This is a genomic window from Ereboglobus sp. PH5-10 (assembly GCF_029504735.1).
Classification (GTDB): Bacteria; Verrucomicrobiota; Verrucomicrobiia; order Opitutales; family Opitutaceae; genus Ereboglobus.
The window spans coordinates 44,540-65,340 of the sequence record NZ_JAQFIP010000009.1 but is presented as its reverse complement, the minus strand read 5'-3'; the positions used below and the strand labels follow the sequence as shown (position 1 = coordinate 65,340).

Annotated in this window: 16 protein-coding genes; 9 read left to right on the top strand and 7 right to left on the bottom strand. The window is 61.6% G+C overall.

The window, feature by feature from the left end:
* Positions 1-48 precede the first annotated feature (48 nt).
* Positions 49-1,188: a M24 family metallopeptidase gene (locus M2447_RS08745; protein ID WP_108826400.1), complete on the bottom strand. Its 1,140-nt coding sequence runs from the start codon at positions 1,186-1,188 to the stop codon at positions 49-51.
* Between the two features lie 222 nt (positions 1,189-1,410).
* Here M2447_RS08745 and M2447_RS08740 point away from each other — a divergent pair, with 222 nt between their 5' ends.
* Positions 1,411-1,833, top strand: a complete 423-nt coding sequence (locus M2447_RS08740; RefSeq protein WP_277558292.1) for a DUF192 domain-containing protein — start codon at positions 1,411-1,413, stop codon at positions 1,831-1,833.
* 160 nt (positions 1,834-1,993) lie between these two features.
* Here the strand turns inward: M2447_RS08740 and M2447_RS08735 are convergent, their stop codons facing one another.
* The 3 genes from M2447_RS08735 to M2447_RS08725 are packed head-to-tail and all read right to left on the bottom strand — an operon-like array spanning position 1,994 to position 4,893.
* Complete coding sequence (locus tag M2447_RS08735; RefSeq protein ID WP_277558291.1) at positions 1,994-3,247, bottom strand: DUF4097 family beta strand repeat-containing protein; 1,254 nt, start codon at positions 3,245-3,247, stop codon at positions 1,994-1,996.
* Positions 3,248-3,273: 26 nt separating this feature from the next.
* Entirely contained in the window at positions 3,274-4,218 is a 945-nt protein-coding gene (locus M2447_RS08730; RefSeq protein WP_277558290.1) for a zf-HC2 domain-containing protein, read from the bottom strand.
* A 12-nt stretch (positions 4,219-4,230) separates the two neighbouring features.
* Complete coding sequence (locus M2447_RS08725; protein WP_277558289.1) at positions 4,231-4,893, bottom strand: RNA polymerase sigma factor; 663 nt, start codon at positions 4,891-4,893, stop codon at positions 4,231-4,233.
* 115 nt (positions 4,894-5,008) lie between these two features.
* Between M2447_RS08725 and M2447_RS08720 the strand changes: the two genes are divergently transcribed.
* The 3 genes from M2447_RS08720 to M2447_RS08710 all read left to right on the top strand — a co-directional run bounded on the left by M2447_RS08720 (position 5,009) and on the right by M2447_RS08710 (position 8,429).
* Positions 5,009-6,142 (top strand): glycosyltransferase family 4 protein, encoded by a 1,134-nt coding sequence (locus M2447_RS08720; protein ID WP_277558288.1) that lies wholly within the window; start codon positions 5,009-5,011, stop codon positions 6,140-6,142.
* 114 nt (positions 6,143-6,256) lie between these two features.
* Positions 6,257-7,636 carry a sugar transferase gene (locus tag M2447_RS08715; RefSeq protein ID WP_277558287.1) on the top strand — a complete coding sequence of 460 codons (1,380 nt, stop codon included), beginning with the start codon at positions 6,257-6,259 and terminating at the stop codon, positions 7,634-7,636.
* Between the two features lie 148 nt (positions 7,637-7,784).
* Positions 7,785-8,429, top strand: a complete 645-nt coding sequence (locus M2447_RS08710; protein ID WP_277509147.1) for a LysE family translocator — start codon at positions 7,785-7,787, stop codon at positions 8,427-8,429.
* A 5-nt stretch (positions 8,430-8,434) separates the two neighbouring features.
* Here M2447_RS08710 and M2447_RS08705 read toward each other — a convergent pair whose 3' ends face one another.
* Positions 8,435-9,412 carry an NADPH:quinone reductase gene (locus M2447_RS08705; protein ID WP_277558286.1) on the bottom strand — a complete coding sequence of 326 codons (978 nt, stop codon included), beginning with the start codon at positions 9,410-9,412 and terminating at the stop codon, positions 8,435-8,437.
* 52 nt (positions 9,413-9,464) lie between these two features.
* Between M2447_RS08705 and M2447_RS08700 the strand changes: the two genes are divergently transcribed.
* Positions 9,465-10,247 (top strand): hypothetical protein, encoded by a 783-nt coding sequence (locus M2447_RS08700; RefSeq protein ID WP_277558285.1) that lies wholly within the window; start codon positions 9,465-9,467, stop codon positions 10,245-10,247.
* A 115-nt stretch (positions 10,248-10,362) separates the two neighbouring features.
* Positions 10,363-11,136 carry a class I SAM-dependent methyltransferase gene (locus M2447_RS08695; RefSeq protein ID WP_277509145.1) on the top strand — a complete coding sequence of 258 codons (774 nt, stop codon included), beginning with the start codon at positions 10,363-10,365 and terminating at the stop codon, positions 11,134-11,136.
* A 93-nt stretch (positions 11,137-11,229) separates the two neighbouring features.
* Here the strand turns inward: M2447_RS08695 and M2447_RS08690 are convergent, their stop codons facing one another.
* On the bottom strand, positions 11,230-12,600 hold the full coding sequence (locus M2447_RS08690) for an oligogalacturonate lyase family protein (RefSeq protein WP_277509143.1): 1,371 nt from the start codon (positions 12,598-12,600) through the stop codon (positions 11,230-11,232).
* Positions 12,601-12,806: 206 nt separating this feature from the next.
* Between M2447_RS08690 and M2447_RS08685 the strand changes: the two genes are divergently transcribed.
* Entirely contained in the window at positions 12,807-14,117 is a 1,311-nt protein-coding gene (locus tag M2447_RS08685) for an FAD-dependent oxidoreductase (protein ID WP_277558284.1), read from the top strand.
* Positions 14,118-14,385: 268 nt separating this feature from the next.
* Here M2447_RS08685 and miaB read toward each other — a convergent pair whose 3' ends face one another.
* The gene (gene miaB / locus M2447_RS08680; RefSeq protein WP_277558283.1) at positions 14,386-15,753 is read right to left on the bottom strand and encodes a tRNA (N6-isopentenyl adenosine(37)-C2)-methylthiotransferase MiaB; all 1,368 of its coding nucleotides are present in this window, start codon (positions 15,751-15,753) and stop codon (positions 14,386-14,388) included.
* Between the two features lie 222 nt (positions 15,754-15,975).
* Here miaB and M2447_RS08675 point away from each other — a divergent pair, with 222 nt between their 5' ends.
* Entirely contained in the window at positions 15,976-19,632 is a 3,657-nt protein-coding gene (locus tag M2447_RS08675) for an MFS transporter (RefSeq protein ID WP_277558282.1), read from the top strand.
* 93 nt (positions 19,633-19,725) lie between these two features.
* Entirely contained in the window at positions 19,726-20,667 is a 942-nt protein-coding gene (locus tag M2447_RS08670) for an alpha/beta hydrolase (RefSeq protein WP_277558281.1), read from the top strand.
* The last annotated feature ends 134 nt before the right edge of the window (positions 20,668-20,801 follow it).

The window sequence follows — 20,801 nt, the reverse complement described above, 5'->3', positions numbered from 1 at the left end:
TTCCAGATTTCAGTTTTCATTCCGCATTTCGAAATCCGCATTCCGCATTTATTTAATTTCCCAGTTGTAGTGGAAGCTGGAGAGCATCTTGGGTTTGGCGTCGGTGACTTGCACGACGTCCTCGATGCGGCAGCCGCCGTGGCCGGGATAATAGAGACCCGGCTCGATGGTGACAACCGAGCCCGCCTTCAAAACGTAATCGACGGTGCTCACGCGCGGGGCCTCGTGCACGGCGAGGCCGAGTCCGTGGCCGGTGCCGTGGAAAAAGCCGGTGGCTCCTTTCTCGGTGCGCTCGGTTTTGTAGCCGTGTTTGGAGAAGGTGTCGTTGACGGCCTGGTGCACGACTTGTCCGTTGACGCCCGCCTTGACGAGCTTGAGCGCGGCGAGCTGGGCCTCGCGCACGGTGGCGACGAGTTTTTTCTGAAAGTCGTTGGCGCGGCCCTTGAGGAACGTGCGCGTCATGTCGCCATGGTAGCCGGTCGCCTGCACGCGCGGGAACACGTCCACGACGATGAGCTGGTTGGCGCGGAGCACGCCGCTGCCGCCGTGGTGCGGGTCGCAGGCTTGGTTGCCGCCCGCGGCGATGGTGTCGATTGAAAGCGAGCCGGCCTCGAGGCAGGCGATTTCGATGGCGGTCCTGAGGCGCTCGGAGGTGAGCGGCTTGCGTTGCCACGTGAGTTTTCCGTTGGAGATTTTACTTTCCTTGAGCACTTTTTCGGCGGCGGCGATGCCTGCCGCGGCGCAACGGTTGCCCTCCTTGATTTTCGCGGCCTCGGCGGGTGTCTTGATTTCGCGCTCGGGGAAAATGGGGCCGTTGACGGGCTCGAGTTTGATGCCGTGCAGAATCGAGAGGCGCGCGTAGAGGCTGGCGGGAAAATCCTCGGGCACGAGGAAGGATTTTTGCCCGAACTCGGCGGCGATCACGGCAATGGTTTCGGCGGGTGAGAGGCGTCCGAACTTGCCGAAGCGCTCCATTGCCTTCTCGGCGTAGGTTTCGAGGGGCAGCACGACGTCAAAGGCGGAGTCGCGCTTGACGCGGGCGTATTCGAGCGCGTTGACGATGGCGTATTTTTTGCCCGCGATCGAAAACGCGATAAACGGATCGGGCACGCTGACGCGTCCGAAATAAAGCTGGTCTGGATTGTTGGCGGAAGCCGCGTAGAGGAGTTTTGAGGTGGGAGTAGCCATGTGGATTTTGTGATTGGGAATTGAATTTAAAAGGGACACCGATTACCCACAAATATCGTGAAAAACGCAAATATGCTTTCTGTTATTGTGAGGATCGTTGTGACAGCAGCGACCCTTTTTCTGGCAACAAGCTGCAAGGATGGCAAGACGGCAGCTGCTCCAAAGGCGATAAAATCGGCCTCGGAATATTTCACCATAAGCGTGGGCGGTCAGCCTGTGCGCATGCAACTCGCTGTGGAGCAGCCGAATAACCTGCGCGAGCTCAATCGCGGCCTGATGGGGCGTCGCGATCTCGCGGAGAACCAGGGGATGATTTTTGTCTATCAATACCCGCAGCGCATGGGCTTCTACATGCGCAACACCCCGCTCCCGTTGGACATAGGATTTTTCACAAAAGACGGCGTGCTGCGCGAAGTGCGCCAGATGTTTCCGTTTGACGAAACCTCGGTGACCTCGGCGCGCACGGATATCCACTACGCGCTCGAAATGAACCAAGGTTGGTTCGAGCGCCACGGCGTGAAACCGGCCCCGTCGATGACATCGGACGCCGGCGCAAAACTCGACTTGAAGGCGCTCGGGGAGGCGTTGGAAGCGCGCGGTTTTAAGCCGGAAAACTACGGTTTGCGGGACGAGGCGGCGCGGTGAGAGCGGGCTTTTGGGGCAGTGCGAACCGTCCTGGTGAGCCAAAATTGGGCGGCTCACCGGGGACGGTTCGCCCTACCTGCTTGAAACCGCAACGCGCTCAGTTCTGACAGGTTTCACGTTGCGGGATCTCGTCTCGCGCACCTTTGGTGCCTTGGAAAAATTACTTTTCCTGCTTGAGCGTGATCGGGCCGCTCATGGTGGTGAGCTGGATGTCGATGCCGCCGCCGTTGAGCGCGCCGGTGATCGTCTTGCCGCCGACCGAGGGCATGCCGGTTACGCGAACCGTGCGCGGCATGGCGTTTCCACCGGCTTGGATCTTGCGCTTGATGAGTTCTTTTTCCTCGTCGCTGAGGCCCTTGATTCCATCGATTGCCTGAATTGCGGCGGCGATGCCTTTTTGGGCGGCGGCGAGCCCTTTGTCGGCGTAATCAAATGCCTGCGCCTTGCGCGTTTCGATAATGGTTTCGACAAGCTCGCCATCACTCGGCGCGGCGGGCGGGGGGATTTGCGCCTCGCCGGTTGTCGTCGAGAAAGCGTAACTGTCGCCGGAATTGCTCGTGACAACCGTCACGTTGCTGTCGCCGTCGTGCGTGACTTGCATGCTGACCTTCCGTGCCTTGGCGTCGGCGCGCGTTTCGGTGGTCGTCTTGAGCGCGCTTTCTGGGAAGTTGGTTCGGATGGCGCCACTCAGGGTGCGCATGCGGAGGTTGGCCGCGGTTTTTGGCGGCAGGGAAAGCTCGATGGCGCCGCTCATTGAAGTGAGCGAAACGGGTTTTTGCGGGGCGCGCTTGAACTCGGCGTCGATTTTTCCGCTCATCGTGTTGGCGACAACTGAGCCGCTAATATTTTCGAGGCTGATTTCGCCGCTGGTGCTGCTTACCTCGATGTCGCCGTCGATGTCGTCGATTTCAACACCCTCGACGGATTGCGTTCTGATGGAAAGGTTGGTGTTGCGCGGAACCTTGATTTTGAACTCGGCCCCGGCGGCAAACCTCGGGCTGCCCCCCGCGATGCGAAGCGTGGCGACATTGTCCTTTTCGATGAGTTCAAAAGCCTGTTCCCGGTCGAGGCGGCGGAAGCCGTCGTCGTCGGTTTTGGGCGCGCCTTTCTGGTCGAGCGAGGAGGTGACGATGATTTCGTTTCCGCTTGTGCCCTCGATGTCGATTTCAGCGACGGTCATGTTGATTTTTAACGTGCCGGGCTTGCTCCGGTCGGAGAAGGAAATGCGCGCGGTGGTGGTGTTTTTGCCGGGCTGGCTGCTGTAACTGGCTTTTTTAGCCGGGCTGGCTTCAGCGGCGGGCGGCGGCGTGGCTCCGAGCTCGCGGTAGGCGTCCTGCGCGGGAAGCAGGGCGGCGGAACAGGCGATGGCGGCGGCGAGAAGCGGCGCGCGGAGGAATGCGGTTTTGGATTTCATGGCAAATTGCAGCGGGGCTGCGGGTTTCAAGTGGTTGTTTTTGTGTCGGTGGATGTGTGCGAAAGATTGTGGTCGTGCGCCGGTTCAAGGGGCGGTGCGTGCGGCGAGTCGAGCACGGCGAGGGCGCGGCGCGCGGTTTCGCGGACGGAGGGGTCGGCGCGGTCGTCCAGCATGAGCCGGGCAAAAACGGGCGCGGCCTCGGTGTCGCGGGCGGAGGCGAGGAGTTCGATCATGGCGACTTGCACGAGCGGCGCGGTTTCGCGCGGGAGCGCGGCGATGAGGCCGGCGCGCACGAGGTCCTCGCCGGTGTGCGGCGCGAGCGCCTCGACCGCGGAAAGCCGGACGTTGACGGACGGGTCGAACGCAAGCGTGCCGACAAGGTCGGTGAGAAGCTGGCGGTCGGGCGATTTGAGCTGGAGCGTGGCGAGCACGGATTGCAGGCGTTCGCTCGTGGATTTCTGCTGGAGCAACGAATAGGTGACGAGTCGGCCCATGTTGTTCACTTGCTCGCGAAGCTCGGCCAGCTCCATGGCGGTGGAGTTGGGCGCGGGCGTTTCCGGGCCGGCGCCCGGCGTTGAAGCCGGTGTGAGGAAACGCGCGCCGACGAAAAGACCGAGCGCAAGAAGCGCGAGCGACGCGCCGAATTGATACACGGGGCGTCGCGGGAAAAGGCGTGCGAAAAAGGTGTCGAGGCGCGAAATGCGGCGCGGATTGTTAAGACTGTTGTTTTTCTGGAGCGCTTTTTCGGCGGCGAGCATGGCGTCGAAACCGGCGCGCATGCGCTGCGAGGGCGCGGCGGGAGCCGGGAGCCGGTCGAGCTGCGCGATGATGGTTTCGAGCTCCGCGAGTTGAGCGCGGCAGGCCGGGCAGGCGGCGAGGTGGGCGCGCACGGCATCGGCTGTTGCGGACGGGAGCGAGCCGTCGTGCAGGGCCTCGATGAGGCATTCGTCCTGGATGCGTTGGCAATTCATAGCGGTGTGTTGTTAAAGTGGTTGCGGGTTTTGGCGGAGCGCGAGGTAGGTTTCGCGCAGGGCTTTTAATGCGCGGTGCGCGCGGACCTTGGCGGCGCCGACGGAGCAGTCGAGGATGCGCGCGGCTTCGCGATGCCCGAGGTTTTGGAGGCGGGAGAGGACGATGATTTCACGGTGCTCGACGGGGAGCCGGTCGAGCGCGGCGCGCAGGAGCGCGAGATCATCGGTTTGAGCGGCGCGCGCGTCGGGCGGCGACTCGGACGAGGCGTGCGCGTGCAGATCGCCGGGATCGACGGGCACGGGCGCGGTGGATTGTTTCTGGAAAAAGTCGGCGGCGCAGTTGCGCGCGAGGTGATACATCCACGCGGTGAAGTTGCCGTTGTCGCGATAGGTGTGGCGGTATTTGAGGATGCGGTGGAAGACGTTTTGCACAATGTCCTCCGCGGCGGCGGGCTGGCGCGTGAGTTGCGCGCAAAACGCGTAGAGGCGGCGATGATGGCGCTCAAAGAGCTCGCCGAGCCGGTCGATGTCGCCGTCGCGCACGGCGAGCATGAGCGCATGGTCCCCGGGCGCGGTGTTTGCGGCGGCGTTGTCGGAGCCGGCGCGGGCTGGTGCTGGAATTTCTGTGTTCAGAGGCGTCGGAAGAAAAATGTTTATGGAAACAGTGACAGTCATTTCGCGCAAAGGGAAACCGAACTCGCAAAAAAAGGTTACAGAAAATCTTTTTTACAGGGGTGGTTGCGTCTGGCGCGCGCGCGAAATAATGCTTTTATCGGAACACACAAAGTCGATGAAACTGCTCGTCTTCGCACAAACCCCGCCGCCCGTGCACGGGCAAAGTGTCATGGTGCGGACGCTTGTCGATGGATTGGGCGGGGCGGCGCGCGCGCGCGGGACGGAGATCAAGGTTGTTCACGTCAATCCGGCGTTGTCGCGCGACGCCGCGGATGTCGGGCGCGTGCGCATCGGAAAGATTTTCGCACTGTGGGCCGCCTGCTGGCGGGCGTTGCGAGCGCGCTGGCGCGGACGCGGCGCGGGCGGCATGACGCTTTATTATGTGCCCGCGCCGGGCAAGCGCCCCGCCGTCTGGCGCGACTTGATGGTGATGTTTGCGCTAAGGCCGTTTTTCACGAGGCTGGTGCTGCACTGGCATGCGGTCGGACTGGGCGCGTGGCTGGAAAATAAAGCGCGCGCGCCCGAACGCTGGCTGGCGCGACTCGCGCTTGGGCGCGCGGATATCGCCATTGTGCTCGCGCCGGAACTGGCGGACGACGCGATGGAGTTTGCGCCGCGAAGAGTGTGCGTGGTGCCGAATGGAATTGATGTTTTCGCTTCCCAAAAACAGGGCGCCGAGCCTGCGCGGGTGATCTGCCGCCTGTTGTTTCTCGGGCTGTGCGGTCGCGAGAAAGGCGTGTTTGCCGCGCTTGACGCAATGGCGGTTTTGGAGCGCGAAACGCCGGGCGCGTTCGAGCTCGTCGTCGCGGGCGCGTTTGCGAGCGAGGAGGAGGAGCGCGAGTTCAACGCACGCCTTGCCACCGACAACGCGGGCCTTCGCAAATGCGTGCGTTACGCCGGGCCGGCGGATGACGCGGAAAAGCACGCGCTCTACGATGGGGCCGATATGTTTGTTTTTCCGACGCACTACGCGCACGAGGCACAGCCGCTGGTGTTAATCGAGGCGATGGCGCACGACCTGCCTGTCGTGACAACGCACTGGCGCGCGATTCCCGGAATGCTGCCGGAGTGTCCGCACGCGCAAGTCGTCGGCGCGCATGCGTCGGCCGAAAAACTCGCGTCGGCAATTCGGGACGCGCGCGCGGCGGGTCCGGTGAATGGAATCATGCGCGCGCATTACGAAAAACATTTCACGCGCTCAAAGCATCTCGCGACGCTGGTGTCCGCGCTGCGCAAAACGGAGGAATAGAAGCCGGGGCGGAATGGCCGAAAGCCGGATGTCAAAACGCTTCCGCTTTGCTTTCCCTTGTTTTCACTATTCATCTTTCACTTCGCACCTTTCTGAATAATTGTCGCTCCTGTCATGCTCAAACAATCCCGGCAGACTCGCACCCGGTTTCACCAGATTTGCGACGGCGCGCTTTTTGCGCTTTCGCTGGTGGGCGCGTATTTGCTTCGCGATGGATTGGCGCGCGTGGACGCGCTCGGGCTTTCCCCGCTGGAGCCGTTTGTCGAACTGGTGTGGGTGCTGCCCCTTGTCGCCGTGCTCGGCCCGGTGTTTTTGGGCGCGCAGCGTTTTTATGCCGGGCAACGGCCTTCGGGTTTCGCGGCGGCGCGCGCGGCGGCGTTCACGGCGCTGGCGGTTGTCATCATTTTGTTTCTCGTGCGCGCGCAGGTGGCGCGCTCGGTGATTTTGCTCGGGTGCGCGGCGGGAGGAGCCTTTGCGTATGCGCGCTCGGTTTTCGCCGCGCGCCTCGCGTCGACGCGGCTTGCGCGCGAACAGTGGCGCGAGCGCGTGCTCTGGGTCGGCGATCCGGACGCGAACAAGCGGCGGCGCGCCTCGCTTTCGGCCCAGGAGATGTCGCATATCGCGGATGTCGGCGATTTCGACCCGCGGAGCGAGCCGCCGGCGCGCCTCGCGGAATTGCTCCACAAGCACGCGGTCAACACCGCGATTTTTGACAGCGCCGGCACCGCGCAACTTGCGCCGTATGTTGACTGCTGCACGCGCGAGGGCGTGGCGGTCATTATTTGCACGGGGCTCGCGCCGTTGAGCGCCTCGCTCGATTCCGCCGCGCACCTCGATTCGCTCGGGGGCGAAATGGTTGTCCACTTTCGCGCGCACAAGGCCGGTCCGTCCGCGCTCGCGCTCAAGCGCGCGACGGATGTTTTGTTTTCCGCGGCCGCCCTCGTGTTGTTATCGCCGGTGTTCGCTCTTGCCGCGCTCACGATCAAACTCACATCGCGCGGGCCGGTGTTGTTCAGGCAGACGCGCGCGGGCCTCAACGGGCGTCCGTTTGAAATGGTGAAGTTTCGCACGATGCGCGCCGGGGCGGAAAACGAGCAGGACGCGCTCGCGGATAAAAACGAAATGCGCGGGCCGGTTTTCAAGATGGGGGACGACCCCCGTGTCACACCGGCGGGGCGTTTTTTTCGCAGGCACGCGATCGACGAACTGCCGCAGCTTTGGAATGTGCTGCGCGGCGAGATGAGCCTGGTGGGGCCGCGTCCGCTGCCGTTGTATGAAGTGCGGCGTTTTGACGACGATGCGCACAGGCGGCGGCAAAGCATGCGCCCCGGCCTGACGTGCCTCTGGCAAACCAGCGGGCGCAACGACATCGACGACTTCGCGGAGTGGGTGCGGCTCGACCTGGCCTACATCGACCACTGGTCGCCGTGGCTCGACGCGCGCATCGTGCTCGCGACGATTCCGGTTGTTATTTCCGGCAGGGGCGGGAGGTAGGGAGCGTCCCGAACGAAGGTTTTCTAATTTTTAAACCACGGGGGACGTCGGGATACACGGAGCAATTGGTGAGGGATCGCCGCGGCTCGAATTGCCATTGCAGATTTGCGGCGCGTTTTTTTAACGTGCGCGACTTTGAAGGCTTTTTATGTATCCGCAACTATTGACACTTTTGGGCATATTGACCGTGGGGCTGATTTCCCCGGGGCCGGATTTTTTTCTCATCGTTAAAAACAGCATGAGCGGTTCGCGACTGCGCGCGTTCGCCACCGGCTGGGGAATCGCGGCGGGATTGTGCGTTCAGGTGATTGTCCTGTCGCTCGGCCTGGCGATGGCCCCGCCGGTTGTGTTGCGAATCGTGCAGCTCGCGGGCGCCGCGGTGCTGATGTGGATCGGCTTGAAGACGCTGCTGGCGCGCCCCGCCGTGAACCAGCCGGCGCAAGCATCGGAAGGACTGGACGCTGACAAATACGAGCGCAAGCAGGCGACCGCCGGCTTCATGGAGGGGTTCCTGTGCAACGTCACCAACGTGAAAGTGTTCGTGTTCTTCACGAGTTTGTTTTCGCAATTCGTGGTGGCGGGTTCGCCCATGAGCTGGCGGGTTTTCATGCCGGTGGTGGTCGTGATTCACGGGCTCGTCATGTGGTCGCTGATCACTTGGGCGTTGCTGTTTCCGCCGGTGGCGCGGCAGCTCACGCGCACGCAACGCTGGCTGCCGCGCGTGTTTGGCGTGATCCTGATCGCGTTCGCCTTGTTTGTCGTGTGGGAAAGCCTGCGCGGACTACTCGCGTGATTTTCTCACGGCACGAGCACGGTCGAGCCGGTTGTGCGGCGTGACTGGAGCGCGGTGTGCGCGGCGGCGGCCTCGGCCAGCGGAAAGCGCTGGTTGATTTCGATGCGCAGAAGCCCGGCGCCAATCAACGCAAACAACTCCGCGCTCATCTCCGCGAGCCGCTCCGGCGTGTTTGCGTAATGGGCGAGCGTGGGGCGCGTCACATAGAGCGATCCCTTGCGCGAGAGGACGCCCAAGTCCACGCCCGTCACCGGTCCCGATGCGTTGCCAAAGCTGACCATCAGGCCGCGAGGCGCCACGCAATCGAGCGAGCGCTCCCAAGTGTCCCGGCCCACCGAATCATAGACGACGGGGCATTTTTCGCCGCCGGTCAGTTCGTGCACGCGCGCGACAAAATCCTCGCGACTCATGTCAACGGCCTCCCACGCGCCGTGCGCCCTGGCGAGCGCGGCCTTCTCGGCATTGCCCGCCGTGCCGATGAGTTTCACGCCGAGCGTCTTTGCCCACTGGCACGCGATCAATCCCACGCCGCCCGCAGCCGCGTGAAACAGAATCGTCTCGCCGCCGCGCAACGGATACGTCTGGCGCAACAGGTATTGCACAGTGAGCCCCTTGAGTATCACCGCCGCCGCCTGCTCGAAACTGACCGTGTCGGGAATGCGCACGGGCGCGCTTTCCGGCAACGCGTGGTATTCCGCGTAGGCGCCGAGCGGACCCGACGCGTAGGCGACGCGATCGCCGGCCTTGAAGCGCGAAACCTCCGCGCCGACCGCCTCGATCACGCCCGCGCCCTCCGTGCCGAGGCCGGATGGCAGCGCGGGCACCGGATACAATCCACCGCGGTAATAAGTATCAATGTAGTTGAGACCGATGGCGTGATTGCGCACGAGCACATCGCGCGGCCCGAGCGCGGGCGGTTTGCAATCGCAATAATGCAAAACCTCCGGCCCGCCGTATGAGTTGAATTGAATTCTTTTTGGCATGATTATGTGAAGCAAGATTGCAACCCATTCCGCGGCTAATTTCCAGCAAACGATGACGGCATTTTGGCGGGCGTTCACCGGACTTGCGCTTGCCAAGGGCCGCTGCCCGCGCAATCATTTTCCGCATGCCTCCTTTCACATCAAAGACACCGGATTTTGGAATAATTTTATGAAAACTATCAAGATACTGGGAGTTTATATATCATTGTGCGTTGCCGCCATAGGCTACGGTCAGGAATCTTTAGTTCTTGATGAAGCTATATCAAAAGGGTTTAGGGATGCCCGGAAGAATAATTACAAGCCTATGGATTTCACGTCCTGGTTTCCGTGGGTCAAGAACGGGAAGGTGTTCTTTCAAAGAATGAACTCTCTTCATAGAGATTTATCTATTCATATTTATGTTTCAAAGGAGGGAAAATGTTTTTATTTGAATAACCAACTGGATTCTATAAACATGATGCTTGCCTGCGAAGTCGCCGAGGACAAGGCAACAGTTTTTTTAAAAAAGGAGATGGCTTCATTTGTTAAAACAATGCTCGAGGACCCGGCGGTGAAAAGCAGTCAAATAACCGGTCAGTTGATCAAGGGTTATAATTCCAGTGACATGAAAATAATTGGGAAATATGAATTAACTGGGGAAAGCGTAATAATAAAAGAAAATGAATGGACCGCGATTATTAACGTGGTAACCCAACATGGGGCAATCGAAAGCTGGACCGCAATCGGAACAATTAAGCCGCTGGCCGTAGGCACGTTTTCCAAGGCGCTGCTTGAGCCGCATGGAACAGTTGCTGGTTGGACATATGTAGGAGGGCGATCCGATCCATGTCGGTAGAACAAGAGATTGCACCCCGTGCGGCGTTGGGATGAATGGCATTGGCGCACAATCACAAGGGCGAAACGGGCATAGTTCCGATTTTTTTATCAATACCAAAAATCACCATAAAACCATGAGCGACGAAAACAAATCCATCCACGAATTCGATTTCAACTTGATCTGTGAATACTTTTCCAGCGTGGAGCGGCAGGGGCCCGGCAGCCCCGAGGTGACGATCAAGGCGTTGAGTTTTATAGACGGCCTCACCGAAAAATCCCGCATCGCGGACATTGGTTGCGGCACGGGCGGGCAAACGATGGTGCTCGCGCAAAACGCGCCGGGGCGCATCACAGGCGTCGATCTGTTTCCCGCATTTGTCGACCGGTTCAATGCCAACGCCGCCAGGCTGAATCTTCAGGATCGGGTGAAGGGCATCACGGGTTCGATGGACAGCCTTCCGTTTCAAGACGCGGAGCTCGATCTGATCTGGTCGGAAGGGGCGATTTACAACATCGGCTTTGAGCGCGGGTTGAGTGAGTGGGGGCGTTTTTTGAAGCCCGGCGGCTGCATCGCCGTCACGGAAGTCTCGTGGTTCACTGATGAGCGGCCTGACGAGATTCAGGCGTTTTGGCGCGACGCCTATCCCGGGATAAACACGATTCCCGCCAAGGTTGCCCAGATGCAAAAAGCCGGATACGTCCCCGTCGCCACATTTATCCTTCCGGAGAATTGCTGGACGGAGCACTTTTACGCCCCGCAAGTCGCCGCGCAGGAGGCGTTCCTGAAAAAGCACGCCGGCAACAAAGCAGCCGGGGAATTTATATCAAACCAGCGCCACGAGACCCAACTATATAATAAGTATAAAGCGTATTACGGTTATGTGTTTTATATTGGGAAAAAGACATAGCCGCGAAGATTTTTCATGCGGGCGCGCGCGACAATCCGCCGTCCGCCCCGCCATTGGCGTCGCCCAAAGGGTAAAGCTCGTTCGCAAACGCCCTTATTCTTCCGGCAGCGCGACGACCATCAGGTTGAGGGCCTTGCCGTTGGTGAGCATGCCGGACTGGATGAGCACGCGCTTGCTGTCCTTGCTCACGATCGGGTGCGTGTGGTCGGGGCGCATTTTGTGGCCGGTGGTGAGCATCGTGCGTTTGCCGGTGGCGCGGTTGATCGCGTAAACGCTGCCTTTGAAGGTGTCGCCGACCGCCCATTTGCCGTCGGGGGAGCCGTTGCTGTGCCAGAAGCCGCCGAGCTGGCCGTTGCCCATGTCCTCCTCGACCTGGCCGAGCAGTTTCATCTCTTTTGTTCGGAGATTGATCACGGCGATGCCGGTCGGGTGTTCGCGAAGGTAGGGGAGGTGGCCCATGATGTTGAATATGAGTTCGTCGGGGCCGGCCACGGTCTCGTGCGTGATCCACTCGTCGTCGGTTTCGACGTAGATGGGGCGATTGTTGGAGCCGTCGGCGTTGCAGGCCCAGATGCGCTGCACGGCGTCACCGGTGGTTTCGTGACAATAGATGATTTCGCCGGGCGTCCACGGGTTGGCCTGCAGGTGGCCGAGGCGGAAGGGGACTTTGATGACGTCGGTGATTTTGCCGGTGGCGATGTCGATCATCTTGATGCCGCAGTCGCCCTTGCCCGCCTCGGCGAAGCGCTTGCGGTTGGCTTCGCGGTCAACTTTCGGGTCGGTGTTGCTTTTGTCGATCTGGCGGGCGCCCTTGGAGTCGCGCGCGGCGGCAGCCTGGCGCTGGCGCGCCTGCAGGTCGGGTTTCGCGTAGTTGACGCCCCAGTAGAGGCGCGTCTCGTCGGCGTCGAGCGCGAGACCGCCGTCGCGCACATCGCCGGGAAGCGTGACGACAATGCGCTCGTAGGTTTCGGGAGCTTTCAGTTCGCCGGCCATGCTGTCGGCGATGAGGTCGCCGATGTTGAGCTCGATGACTTGGAGAGGCCTCGGGGCTTCCAGCGTGGTCACCGAGCCGGGCGGCAGGCGGCGCGGACCGCCGCGCGAGTAGAAGAGCTTCATTTCCTTGCGCGAAAGATTGATCGAGCCGGTGTTGGTGGCGGGATCGTCAGTGAGCTGGATGATGTCGCCGGTGATTTCGCTCACGACAAAAATCTGGCCGTTTTTGGCGCCGTCGCGCGTGGAGCGGAAGATGATCCAGTTGCCGTCGGCCGTCCAGGTGTCGTGCGTCTGATAGGGCTTGGCGTCGCTGAAGCTGGACGCGGTGAGCACGGTGAGCGTGGCTCCGGTGACGCGGTCGGTCATGGTGCGCATTTCCGACGGATAACGCTTGCCGGCGTTGGACGCGCCGAGCGCGACGGGAACGATAAATGCGCAGAGCGCGGCGATGAGAAGGGTGCGTGTTTTCATTTTTGGTTTTGGGAAAGGTGCGGATGAGGCAAAGACTGCGCAATTGGTGCGCATTGTCGCCGAATGTTTTGGTGGACTGTCAACTGGACGGACGCGCTCTTGCATTGAGGCGCGTCTCGCAAAATTTCAGATGATGGATGGACAGCGGCCGGTCGCCGTCTATTGTCCCGGATGCGACAAAGAAACGAACAACCCCCATCATCACCATGACTGACCCTGTTAATAATCTTTCGAGGCGAACTTTTTTGCAAACCGGCCTTGGCGCCGGCGCGGTTGCGTGGGCGAGCATTGCGTTTGGCGCGAAAAGCGCGTCCGGAAAAAACGCGTTGCCCGGGGCGCTTGAGCGACAATCGGCCAGCACGCAGTTTCTGGAAAACGAGGTCGATGTCCTGGTTGTCGGCGGCGGCACGGCGGGGCATGTCGCGGCCATTCAGGCGGCGCGCGCCGGGGCGAAGACCTTGCTTGTCGAACGCTCGTCCATGCTTGGCGGAACCATGACGCTCGGCGGCGTGGCCTGGCCGGGCATCTTTCACGCATGGGGCAGGCAGATCATCGGAGGGTTTGGCTGGGAGCTTGTCAAAAAGGCGGCCGAGTTTGACGGCGATCCCATTCCGGATTTCACGGTGCCCTACGAGGGTCGCAAACACTGGCAGCACCAGATCAGGATCAATCAACATTTATACGCGCTTCTCGCGGAGGAGGCGGTGCTGGGCGCGGGCGCGGAGCTTTGTTATTACGAGTTTCCCGCGGGCATACGCGCGGAGCCGGACGGCTGGGTTGTCGCCACCGCCGGGCCGGGAGTCTGCCGCACGATTCGCGCGCGCCAGCTCGTCGACGCCACCGGCGGCGCCGACATTGCGGGCATGGCCGGGTTGGCGCGGCTCCGTGAAAATGAAACCCAGCCGGGCTCGATTTTATACAAGGCGGGGAGCGGCTTCATTCCTGGGCGCGACAAAACCCGCGCGATTTATGTTCATGGCGCGGACTCCTCGTCGGCGCTCACGCGAACGCGCGACAACCAGCGGGCGCGGAGTTCCGTTTTGAAACGCCTGCGCGCGATCAGGGAAAAGACGCCGGAGAAGGCAAAGCTCACGCATTTGATGCCGGAGGTGTCCATCCGCGAAAGCTGGAGAATCGACGCGGAATACAACGTGACCGTCGATGACTACCGCTCCGGGCGAAAATTCCCCGACGCGGTGTGCAATGCGTTTTACCCGGTTGACCTGCACACAAAAACCGGCGTGCGTCCCGAGCAGCTAGGAGAGGGAACCGTGCCGACGATTCCGCGGCGCGCGTTGATACCGAAGGGCGGGAAAAACATTCTCGTCGCGGGTCGCTCGGTCGGCAGTGACCGGCTGGCCAACTCCGGCTTCCGCGTCCAGGCCCCGTGCATGGCGATGGGGCAGGCCGCCGGCGCAATCGCGGCGCTGGCCGCGAGGAAAAAATGCCAGCCGCTCGACGTTCCCTTCGGGGAGGTTCGCGCGTTGCTCGAACAACACGGCGCGGTCGTTCCCTGAAACCGCCGTGGCCGCGCCACCAACACGGCGCGCTCATTCCAACGCGCAAACAAATTGGCGTCGTAGGGGCGTCACTGGGTGCAATCCAAAGTAAGGGAGTGAATTACGCTTGCAGCGGAGCGGCGGTCTCCAGGCCGCCGGACGAGGCGCAACGCGCCTCGCAAAAAGATCGTTCGCATAACTCAAAGGGCGCGACTTCGTCGCGTCCGGCGACCTGGAGATCGCCGCTCCGGGGCGCTTTTTGCGCCGTTTTGAACGCGCGTTGGTATCAGGCGAGGTGGCCGTAGAGCGAGCTTACCGTGGCGCGCTCAATGCGGAGCGGCACGAGCTGGCCGACGCGGTGCGGCTGCGTGTCGAATATCGCGACGCGGTTGCCGCGCGTGCGGCCGGTGAAGTGGAGGCCGGTCTTGTCGCGCCCCTCGACGAGCACCTCCTGCACGGTGCCGACAAGCGACTCGTTTCGGCGGAGGGAATTGCGGTGCAGGATGTCGAGCAGGATTTGGTTGCGACGCTCCTTCACCTCGTCGGGAACCTGGCCGGCGAGCGCGCCGGCGGGCGTGCCCGTGCGTATCGAATATTTGAATACATAGGCCATGTCATAATTGCATGCCTCGAAGAGTTCGCGCGTTTGCTCGAAGTCCTCGTCCGTTTCGCCGGGGAAACCGACGATCACGTCGGTTGAAAAATAAATGCCGGGGTTTGCCGCGCGCAGCGAATCGACGATTTCCTTGTAGCGCGCGGGTGAGTAAGGCCGGTTCATCGCCTTGAGGATGCGCTCGCTGCCCGATTGCATGGGCAGGTGCACTTGCTCGCAAAGTTTCGGCATGCGGCCCGGCGCGAAGGCGTCGACCAAGTCCTGCTTGAACCCGCGCGGATGCGGCGAGGTGAAGCGGATGCGCTCGATGCCGTCGACGGCGTGCACGCGCTCAAGCAGTTGCACGAAGGGCGAAATGCCGCCGGTGTGCGTGTAATCGCGACGCCCGTAGCTCGTCACAATCTGGCCGAGCAGGGTGATCTCGCGCACGCCGCGCTCCGCAAGCCGCCGGCATTCCTCCACGATGTCGTCCATCGGGCGCGAGCGTTCGTCGCCGCGCGTTTTTGGCACGATGCAAAACGCGCAATCCATGTTGCAGCCCTGCTGGATCGAGACGAACGCGCTCACTTGTTTTTCGCCGGCTTCGTCCGAGTCGAACACGCGGTGATCCTTGATCGTGTTCTGGGAGCCGGCCTCCTCGGCAATGTCCACGATGGTTTCGCCGACGGGCAGGCCCGCTTCGCGCGCGGCGCGGATGTTGTCGAGATAACCGGGCACCTGGTGAAACTTTTGCGTGCCGATGACCAGGTCGACGTCGGGCAGTTTGTCGAGCAGCGCGGCGCCGCGGTTCTGCGCCATGCAGCCGAGGATGCCGAGGACGAAGTCGGGATTGCGGCGCTTGCGGCCCCGCATGTAGGACGCCTTGCCGATGGCTTTCTGCTCGGCGGCGTCGCGCACGCTGCACGTGTTCAGCAGCATGATGTCGCACTCGTCCTCGCTCCGCACGATGCGGTAGCCCCGGGCGCGCAACATCGCCGCGACCGCCTCGCTGTCGCGCTCGTTCATCTGGCATCCGTATGTCTTGATGTAAACCCGGTTCATCTTTTTTGCGCGCTGTTATGCGCGAATTGAGGGTGAATGAACAGACGCAAGGGGCCGCGTTCGTCAAACGGGAAAGCGCGTTTATTTGCGCGTTTGCCCCGCCATTTTGCCGCCGCATTAATCCACGCTTTGTGTTTTTCCAATCGTTGCGCAGCCTTGCGTCGGCTGGTTTTTCGGGCGTGACTCTCCGCTTTGCCAGCACTTCATATCACACACTTTCGCATGTCACAGCCCTCGAGCAGCCTGAACCTTCTTCGCACCCGCCGTTTTTTGCCGCTTTTTGTCGTGCAATTTTTCGGGGCGTTTAACGACAATTTTTTCAAGAACGCCTTTGCCATTCTCGCCACGTTTCAGTTCGCGGTGACGCACGGCTGGAACGTCGCCGTGGTCACCCAGGTCATCGCGGTGTTGTTCGCGCTGCCGTATTTTTTGTTCTCGGCGTTCGCGGGGCAGTTGTCGGACAAGCTTGAGAAGTCGCGGTTGGTGCGCATCAACAAGCTGTGCGAAATCGTGATCGTGGCCTTCGGCTCGGCGGCGCTGATCATGGGCGTGGCGTGGATGCTGTTCGCGACGATTTTTTTTCTGGCGGTGCAATCGACCTTTTTCGGGCCGCTCAAATACAGTTTGCTGCCGCATCATCTGCGGGAGAGCGAGCTGGTGGGTGGCAACGCGATTTTTGAGGCGGCCACGTATGTCGCCATCATCGGCGGGACGCTGCTCGGCGGCGTGCTGATCATGGTGAAGGGCGGCGCGTATATCGTGAGCGCCGGGCTGGTCGCGTGCGCGCTGGTCGGCTGGGGGGCGAGCCATTTCATTCCACAGGCTCCCTCGGAGACGCCCGGCCTGAAAATCGACCGCAACATTTTCACGTCCACGCGCGACCTGCTGGTTTTCACGTCGCGGCGGCGGCGTATTTTCTTGGCGATCCTGGGCATCTCGTGGTTCTGGCTCATCGGCGCGTTCTGGATCAACCTCACGCTGCCGTTTGTGAAGACGCAGTTGCACTCGGACAACCACACGGTGACGGCGATGCTGATTATCTTCGCCGTGGGCGTGGGCGCGGGGTCGATGTTTTGCAACCGCCTGCTCGGCGGAAAACCGTCCGCGACCTACGTGCCGCTGGCGGGGCTGGCGATCTCGGTTTTCATGGTGCACGCGGCGCTGCTGACCGCGGGCATCGGCGACCGGTATGAGACGGAGACGTTCACGTTTTTCTCGTTCACGGGCCTTTGGCTTTGCGTGGATTTGCTCGGCGTGGCGGTGTGCGGCGGTATTTTCAGCGTGCCGCTCTACGCGCTCATGCAGCTCTGGTCGCCGCCCGCGTATCGCTCGCGGATCATCGCGGCGAACAATGTCATCAACGCGTTTTTCATGGCGGTCGTCGCGATTGTGTGCGGGGTGCTTTTCAAGCTCGGCGCGAGCGCGTCGCTGTTGATTCTGTTGCTCGCAATCGTCAACGCCGTGATCGCGATCTACATCATCGCGCTGGTGCCGGAGGCGGTGCTGCACACGTTTTTGCGCTGGCTGCTCAAGGCGTGCTTCAAGGTCGAGGTGCGCGGGCTGGAGCACTTCGACGAGGCGGGCAAGCGGCGCGTGATCATCGCCAACCACACGTCGTTTCTCGACTCGGTGCTTCTGACGGCGTTCCTGCCGGTGCGGCCGACGTTTGCGATCAGCCCGGACTGGGCGGCGAAGTGGTGGCTGAAACCGTTTTTGCGACTGGTGAATGTTTACCCGGTCGATCCGACCAAGCCGATGGCGATCAAGGCGCTCACGGCGCTCGCGCGCACGGGCGTGCCGATCGCGATTTTCCCCGAGGGGCGGCTCACCGTGACGGGCGGAATCATGAAGGTCTACGAGGGGCCGGGATTGATCGCGGACAAGGCCAACGCGGACTTGATCCCCGTGCAGATCGACGGCGCGGTGCACACGATCTTCTCGCGCATGAGCGGAAAATTCCGCCGCCGCTGGTTCCCGAAAATCACCATCAGCATTTTGCCGCCGCGCAAATTTCACCCGCCCGAGGGGCTTCACGGACGCGACGGGCGCGCGCACATGGCGCGCGAGCTCTACGACATCCTCGTGCAGATCAACGTGGCGACGGCGGACTGCGGGCGCACGCTCTTCCGCAGCGTGATCGAGGCGGCGCTGCGCCACGGGCACAAGGTGCCGATTCTCGACGACACGAATTTCAGGCCGATCAGCTACCGGAAGCTGCTCGCGGCGAGTTTGTTTCTCGGCCGGAAAATGTGCGTCGGCACGAAGGCGGGCGATCCGATCGGCCTCTTGATCGCGACCAGCTCCGCGGCGGTGTGCGCGTTTTTCGGCGTGCAGTCGATGGGGCGCGTGTGCGCGATGCTCAACTACTCGGCGGGCCCGGCGAGCATCAAGGCGGCGTGCGAGTGCGCGCGGATTCGCGTGGTGTGGACCGCGCGCAAATTCATCGAGGTTGGAAAACTGCAGCACTTGGTTGACGCGATGCTCGAGTGCGGCGTCGAAGTGCGCTACCTTGAGGACGCGGCGAAGCGCAATTTCGGCGACTACCTGCGACTGCCGTTTTACCTGCGCGCTGCGCGCTGGGTGGCCACGAGCCGCGAGCGCCGCGCGGCGGAGGAATTGTTCGCGCGCAACCATTCGGGAAATGTTTACCAGACCGGCAGGACCACGCCGCCGATGCCGGTGCCGCCCGTCACATCAAACGACACTGCAAACGCCCCCGCGCTGAGCGGCGCGGCGGCGCGACGCCAGCGGCTCTACGACATGCTCGCGAACGCGCGTTCGCGGTTGGTGAAGACGATCGAGCGGTTTGCGCGCTACGACGAATCCGTGCTCGCGGACAAGCCCGCCGTCATCCTGTTCACCTCGGGCTCGTCGGGCACGCCGAAGGGCGTCGTGCTTTCGCATCGCAACCTGATTTCGAATTACCAGCAGTTGCTCGCCGGCGTGGACATCACGAGTTCCGACCGCTTTTTCAGCGCCCTGCCGATCTTTCACGCGTTCGGGCTGACGGGCGGCGTGGTCGCGCCGATCCTGAACGGAACGCCCACGTTCATGTATCCGACGCCGCTGCACTACGGCATCATTCCGGAAATGATCTACCAGACAAACGCGACGCTCATTTTCGGCACGAACACATTTCTCGCCGGCTACGCGCGCCGCGCGCATCCCTACGACCTGTTCTCCGTGCGCTACATCGTGAGCGGCGCGGAAAAGCTGAAGACCGAGGTGCGGCAGTTTTACTCGGAGCAATTCGGCGCGCGCATATTCGAGGCCTACGGCTCGACCGAGGCGTCGCCCGGCATTTGCCTGAACACGCCCATGTATAACCGCCCCGGCTCCGTGGGCATGTTCCTGCCCGGCCTGGAATGGCGGCTCGATCCCGTGCCCGGCATCGAGCACGGCGGACGCCTCTGGGTGCGCGGCCCGAACGTGATGCTCGGTTATCTGCTCGTGGAAAATCCCGGCGTGCTCGTGCCGCCGCCCGGCGGCTGGTATGACACGGGCGACATCGTGGACGTGGACGACGAAGGTTACGTCACGATCATCGGCCGCGCGAAACGCTTTGCAAAAATCGCCGGCGAAATGGTGTCGCTGGCGGCGGTCGAGGAGCTCGCCTCGGCGACCTGGCCGGAGGCGCTGCACGCGGCGATCTCGCGCAACCATCCGCAAAAAGGCGAGGAGATCGTGCTCGTGACGGACCAGGAAAACCCGCAACGCTCCGAGCTGCTCGCCAAGGCGAAGGAAAAGGGATTGGACGAGTTGCAAGTGCCGCGCGTGCTGATTGAGCGCGCCGTGCCCGTGCTCGGCTCCGGCAAACCGGACTACCTGACGCTGGAAAAAGAACTGCGCGAACCGGCGGAGGCGAATGCCGCGCAATAAACCGCCAAACCGCCTTTCCGTGTAAAAAAAATAAATCGAAAAAGCTCGTCACGTCACCGTCGAATTGGCCGCATCTTGAAAACATCCCCGTTCATGAAAAAACCTCATACTTCCCCCCGCAGTCGCATGCTCCGCCTTCAGATTATGGCACTGGTTGCCGTTGTGATTTGTTTCAACGCCGCGACCGCCTTTGCATTGGAAACGGGGCCGGGCGAATACCGGCACGAGGACCGCGAAACCGGCAAGACGCTCACCGTGTGGTATTACAAGCCGGCGGATTTCAACGCGCGGACTCCGGTCGTGATCATCATGCACGGGATGGGGCGCAACGGTAAAAGTTATCGCGATTCGTGGATACGCCACGCGCAGGCAAAGAGTTTCATGCTTCTGGCACCCGAGTTTTCCAAGAAGGACTTCCCCGGCAGCGAGGCCTATAATCTCGGCAACTACATGCTGCCCGACAAGCGGGTCAACCCGAAGTCGAAGTGGAGCTACACAATCATCGAAAGAATCTTTGATGATTTCAAAACCCGCCGCGAAAAAACCGATGTCCGGAAATACTACCTCTACGGGCACAGTGCCGGCGCGCAATTTGTCCATCGCCTGCTGCTGATGCTGCCCGAGGCCCGCGTGCGGCTCGCCGTCAGCGCCAATGCCGGTTTCTACACCGTGCCTGATTTCACGAAGGAATGGCCCTACGGCATCAAGGACACGAACATTCCCAAGGATTCGCTTCGCCAATACCTGGCTGTGCCGATGGTGGTTTTGCTCGGCGAGAAGGACAACGATCCCAACCACTCAAGCCTCCCGCGCGCGCCCCAGGCCTACGAGCAGGGCGACAATCGCTTCGCGCGTGGAAACTACTTTTTCGACTTCTGCCAAAACGCCGCAAAAAAAAGCGACGCTCCCTTTAATTGGAAGAGGCAAACCGTCCCCGGCGCCGGTCACAGCAACAAGCTGATGTCCGTTGCCGCCGTGGAGATATTTGCCGCCGACATGGCCCGCGACAAAGCCGCCCCGGCAAAGACGAAATAGCGCACCCTCGCTATATTTTGTCGCATTTTGAGGTAGGGCGAACCCTCCGGGTAAGCCGCGACATTCTCGGCTCACCCGGAGGGTTCGCCCTACCCAAAGGCATTTTCATGAGACAATCAAAACCGGGAAAATTC

Coding starts and splice junctions, on each gene's coding strand:
- M2447_RS08745 (WP_108826400.1), bottom strand. CDS start 1,188: ATGGCTACTCCCACCTCAAAACTCCTCTACGCGGCTTCCGCCAACAAT.
- M2447_RS08740 (WP_277558292.1), top strand. CDS start 1,411: ATGCAACTCGCTGTGGAGCAGCCGAATAACCTGCGCGAGCTCAATCGC.
- M2447_RS08735 (WP_277558291.1), bottom strand. CDS start 3,247: ATGAAATCCAAAACCGCATTCCTCCGCGCGCCGCTTCTCGCCGCCGCC.
- M2447_RS08730 (WP_277558290.1), bottom strand. CDS start 4,218: ATGAATTGCCAACGCATCCAGGACGAATGCCTCATCGAGGCCCTGCAC.
- M2447_RS08725 (WP_277558289.1), bottom strand. CDS start 4,893: ATGACTGTCACTGTTTCCATAAACATTTTTCTTCCGACGCCTCTGAAC.
- M2447_RS08720 (WP_277558288.1), top strand. CDS start 5,009: ATGAAACTGCTCGTCTTCGCACAAACCCCGCCGCCCGTGCACGGGCAA.
- M2447_RS08715 (WP_277558287.1), top strand. CDS start 6,257: ATGCTCAAACAATCCCGGCAGACTCGCACCCGGTTTCACCAGATTTGC.
- M2447_RS08710 (WP_277509147.1), top strand. CDS start 7,785: ATGTATCCGCAACTATTGACACTTTTGGGCATATTGACCGTGGGGCTG.
- M2447_RS08705 (WP_277558286.1), bottom strand. CDS start 9,412: ATGCCAAAAAGAATTCAATTCAACTCATACGGCGGGCCGGAGGTTTTG.
- M2447_RS08700 (WP_277558285.1), top strand. CDS start 9,465: ATGACGGCATTTTGGCGGGCGTTCACCGGACTTGCGCTTGCCAAGGGC.
- M2447_RS08695 (WP_277509145.1), top strand. CDS start 10,363: ATGAGCGACGAAAACAAATCCATCCACGAATTCGATTTCAACTTGATC.
- M2447_RS08690 (WP_277509143.1), bottom strand. CDS start 12,600: ATGAAAACACGCACCCTTCTCATCGCCGCGCTCTGCGCATTTATCGTT.
- M2447_RS08685 (WP_277558284.1), top strand. CDS start 12,807: ATGACTGACCCTGTTAATAATCTTTCGAGGCGAACTTTTTTGCAAACC.
- miaB (WP_277558283.1), bottom strand. CDS start 15,753: ATGAACCGGGTTTACATCAAGACATACGGATGCCAGATGAACGAGCGC.
- M2447_RS08675 (WP_277558282.1), top strand. CDS start 15,976: ATGTCACAGCCCTCGAGCAGCCTGAACCTTCTTCGCACCCGCCGTTTT.
- M2447_RS08670 (WP_277558281.1), top strand. CDS start 19,726: ATGAAAAAACCTCATACTTCCCCCCGCAGTCGCATGCTCCGCCTTCAG.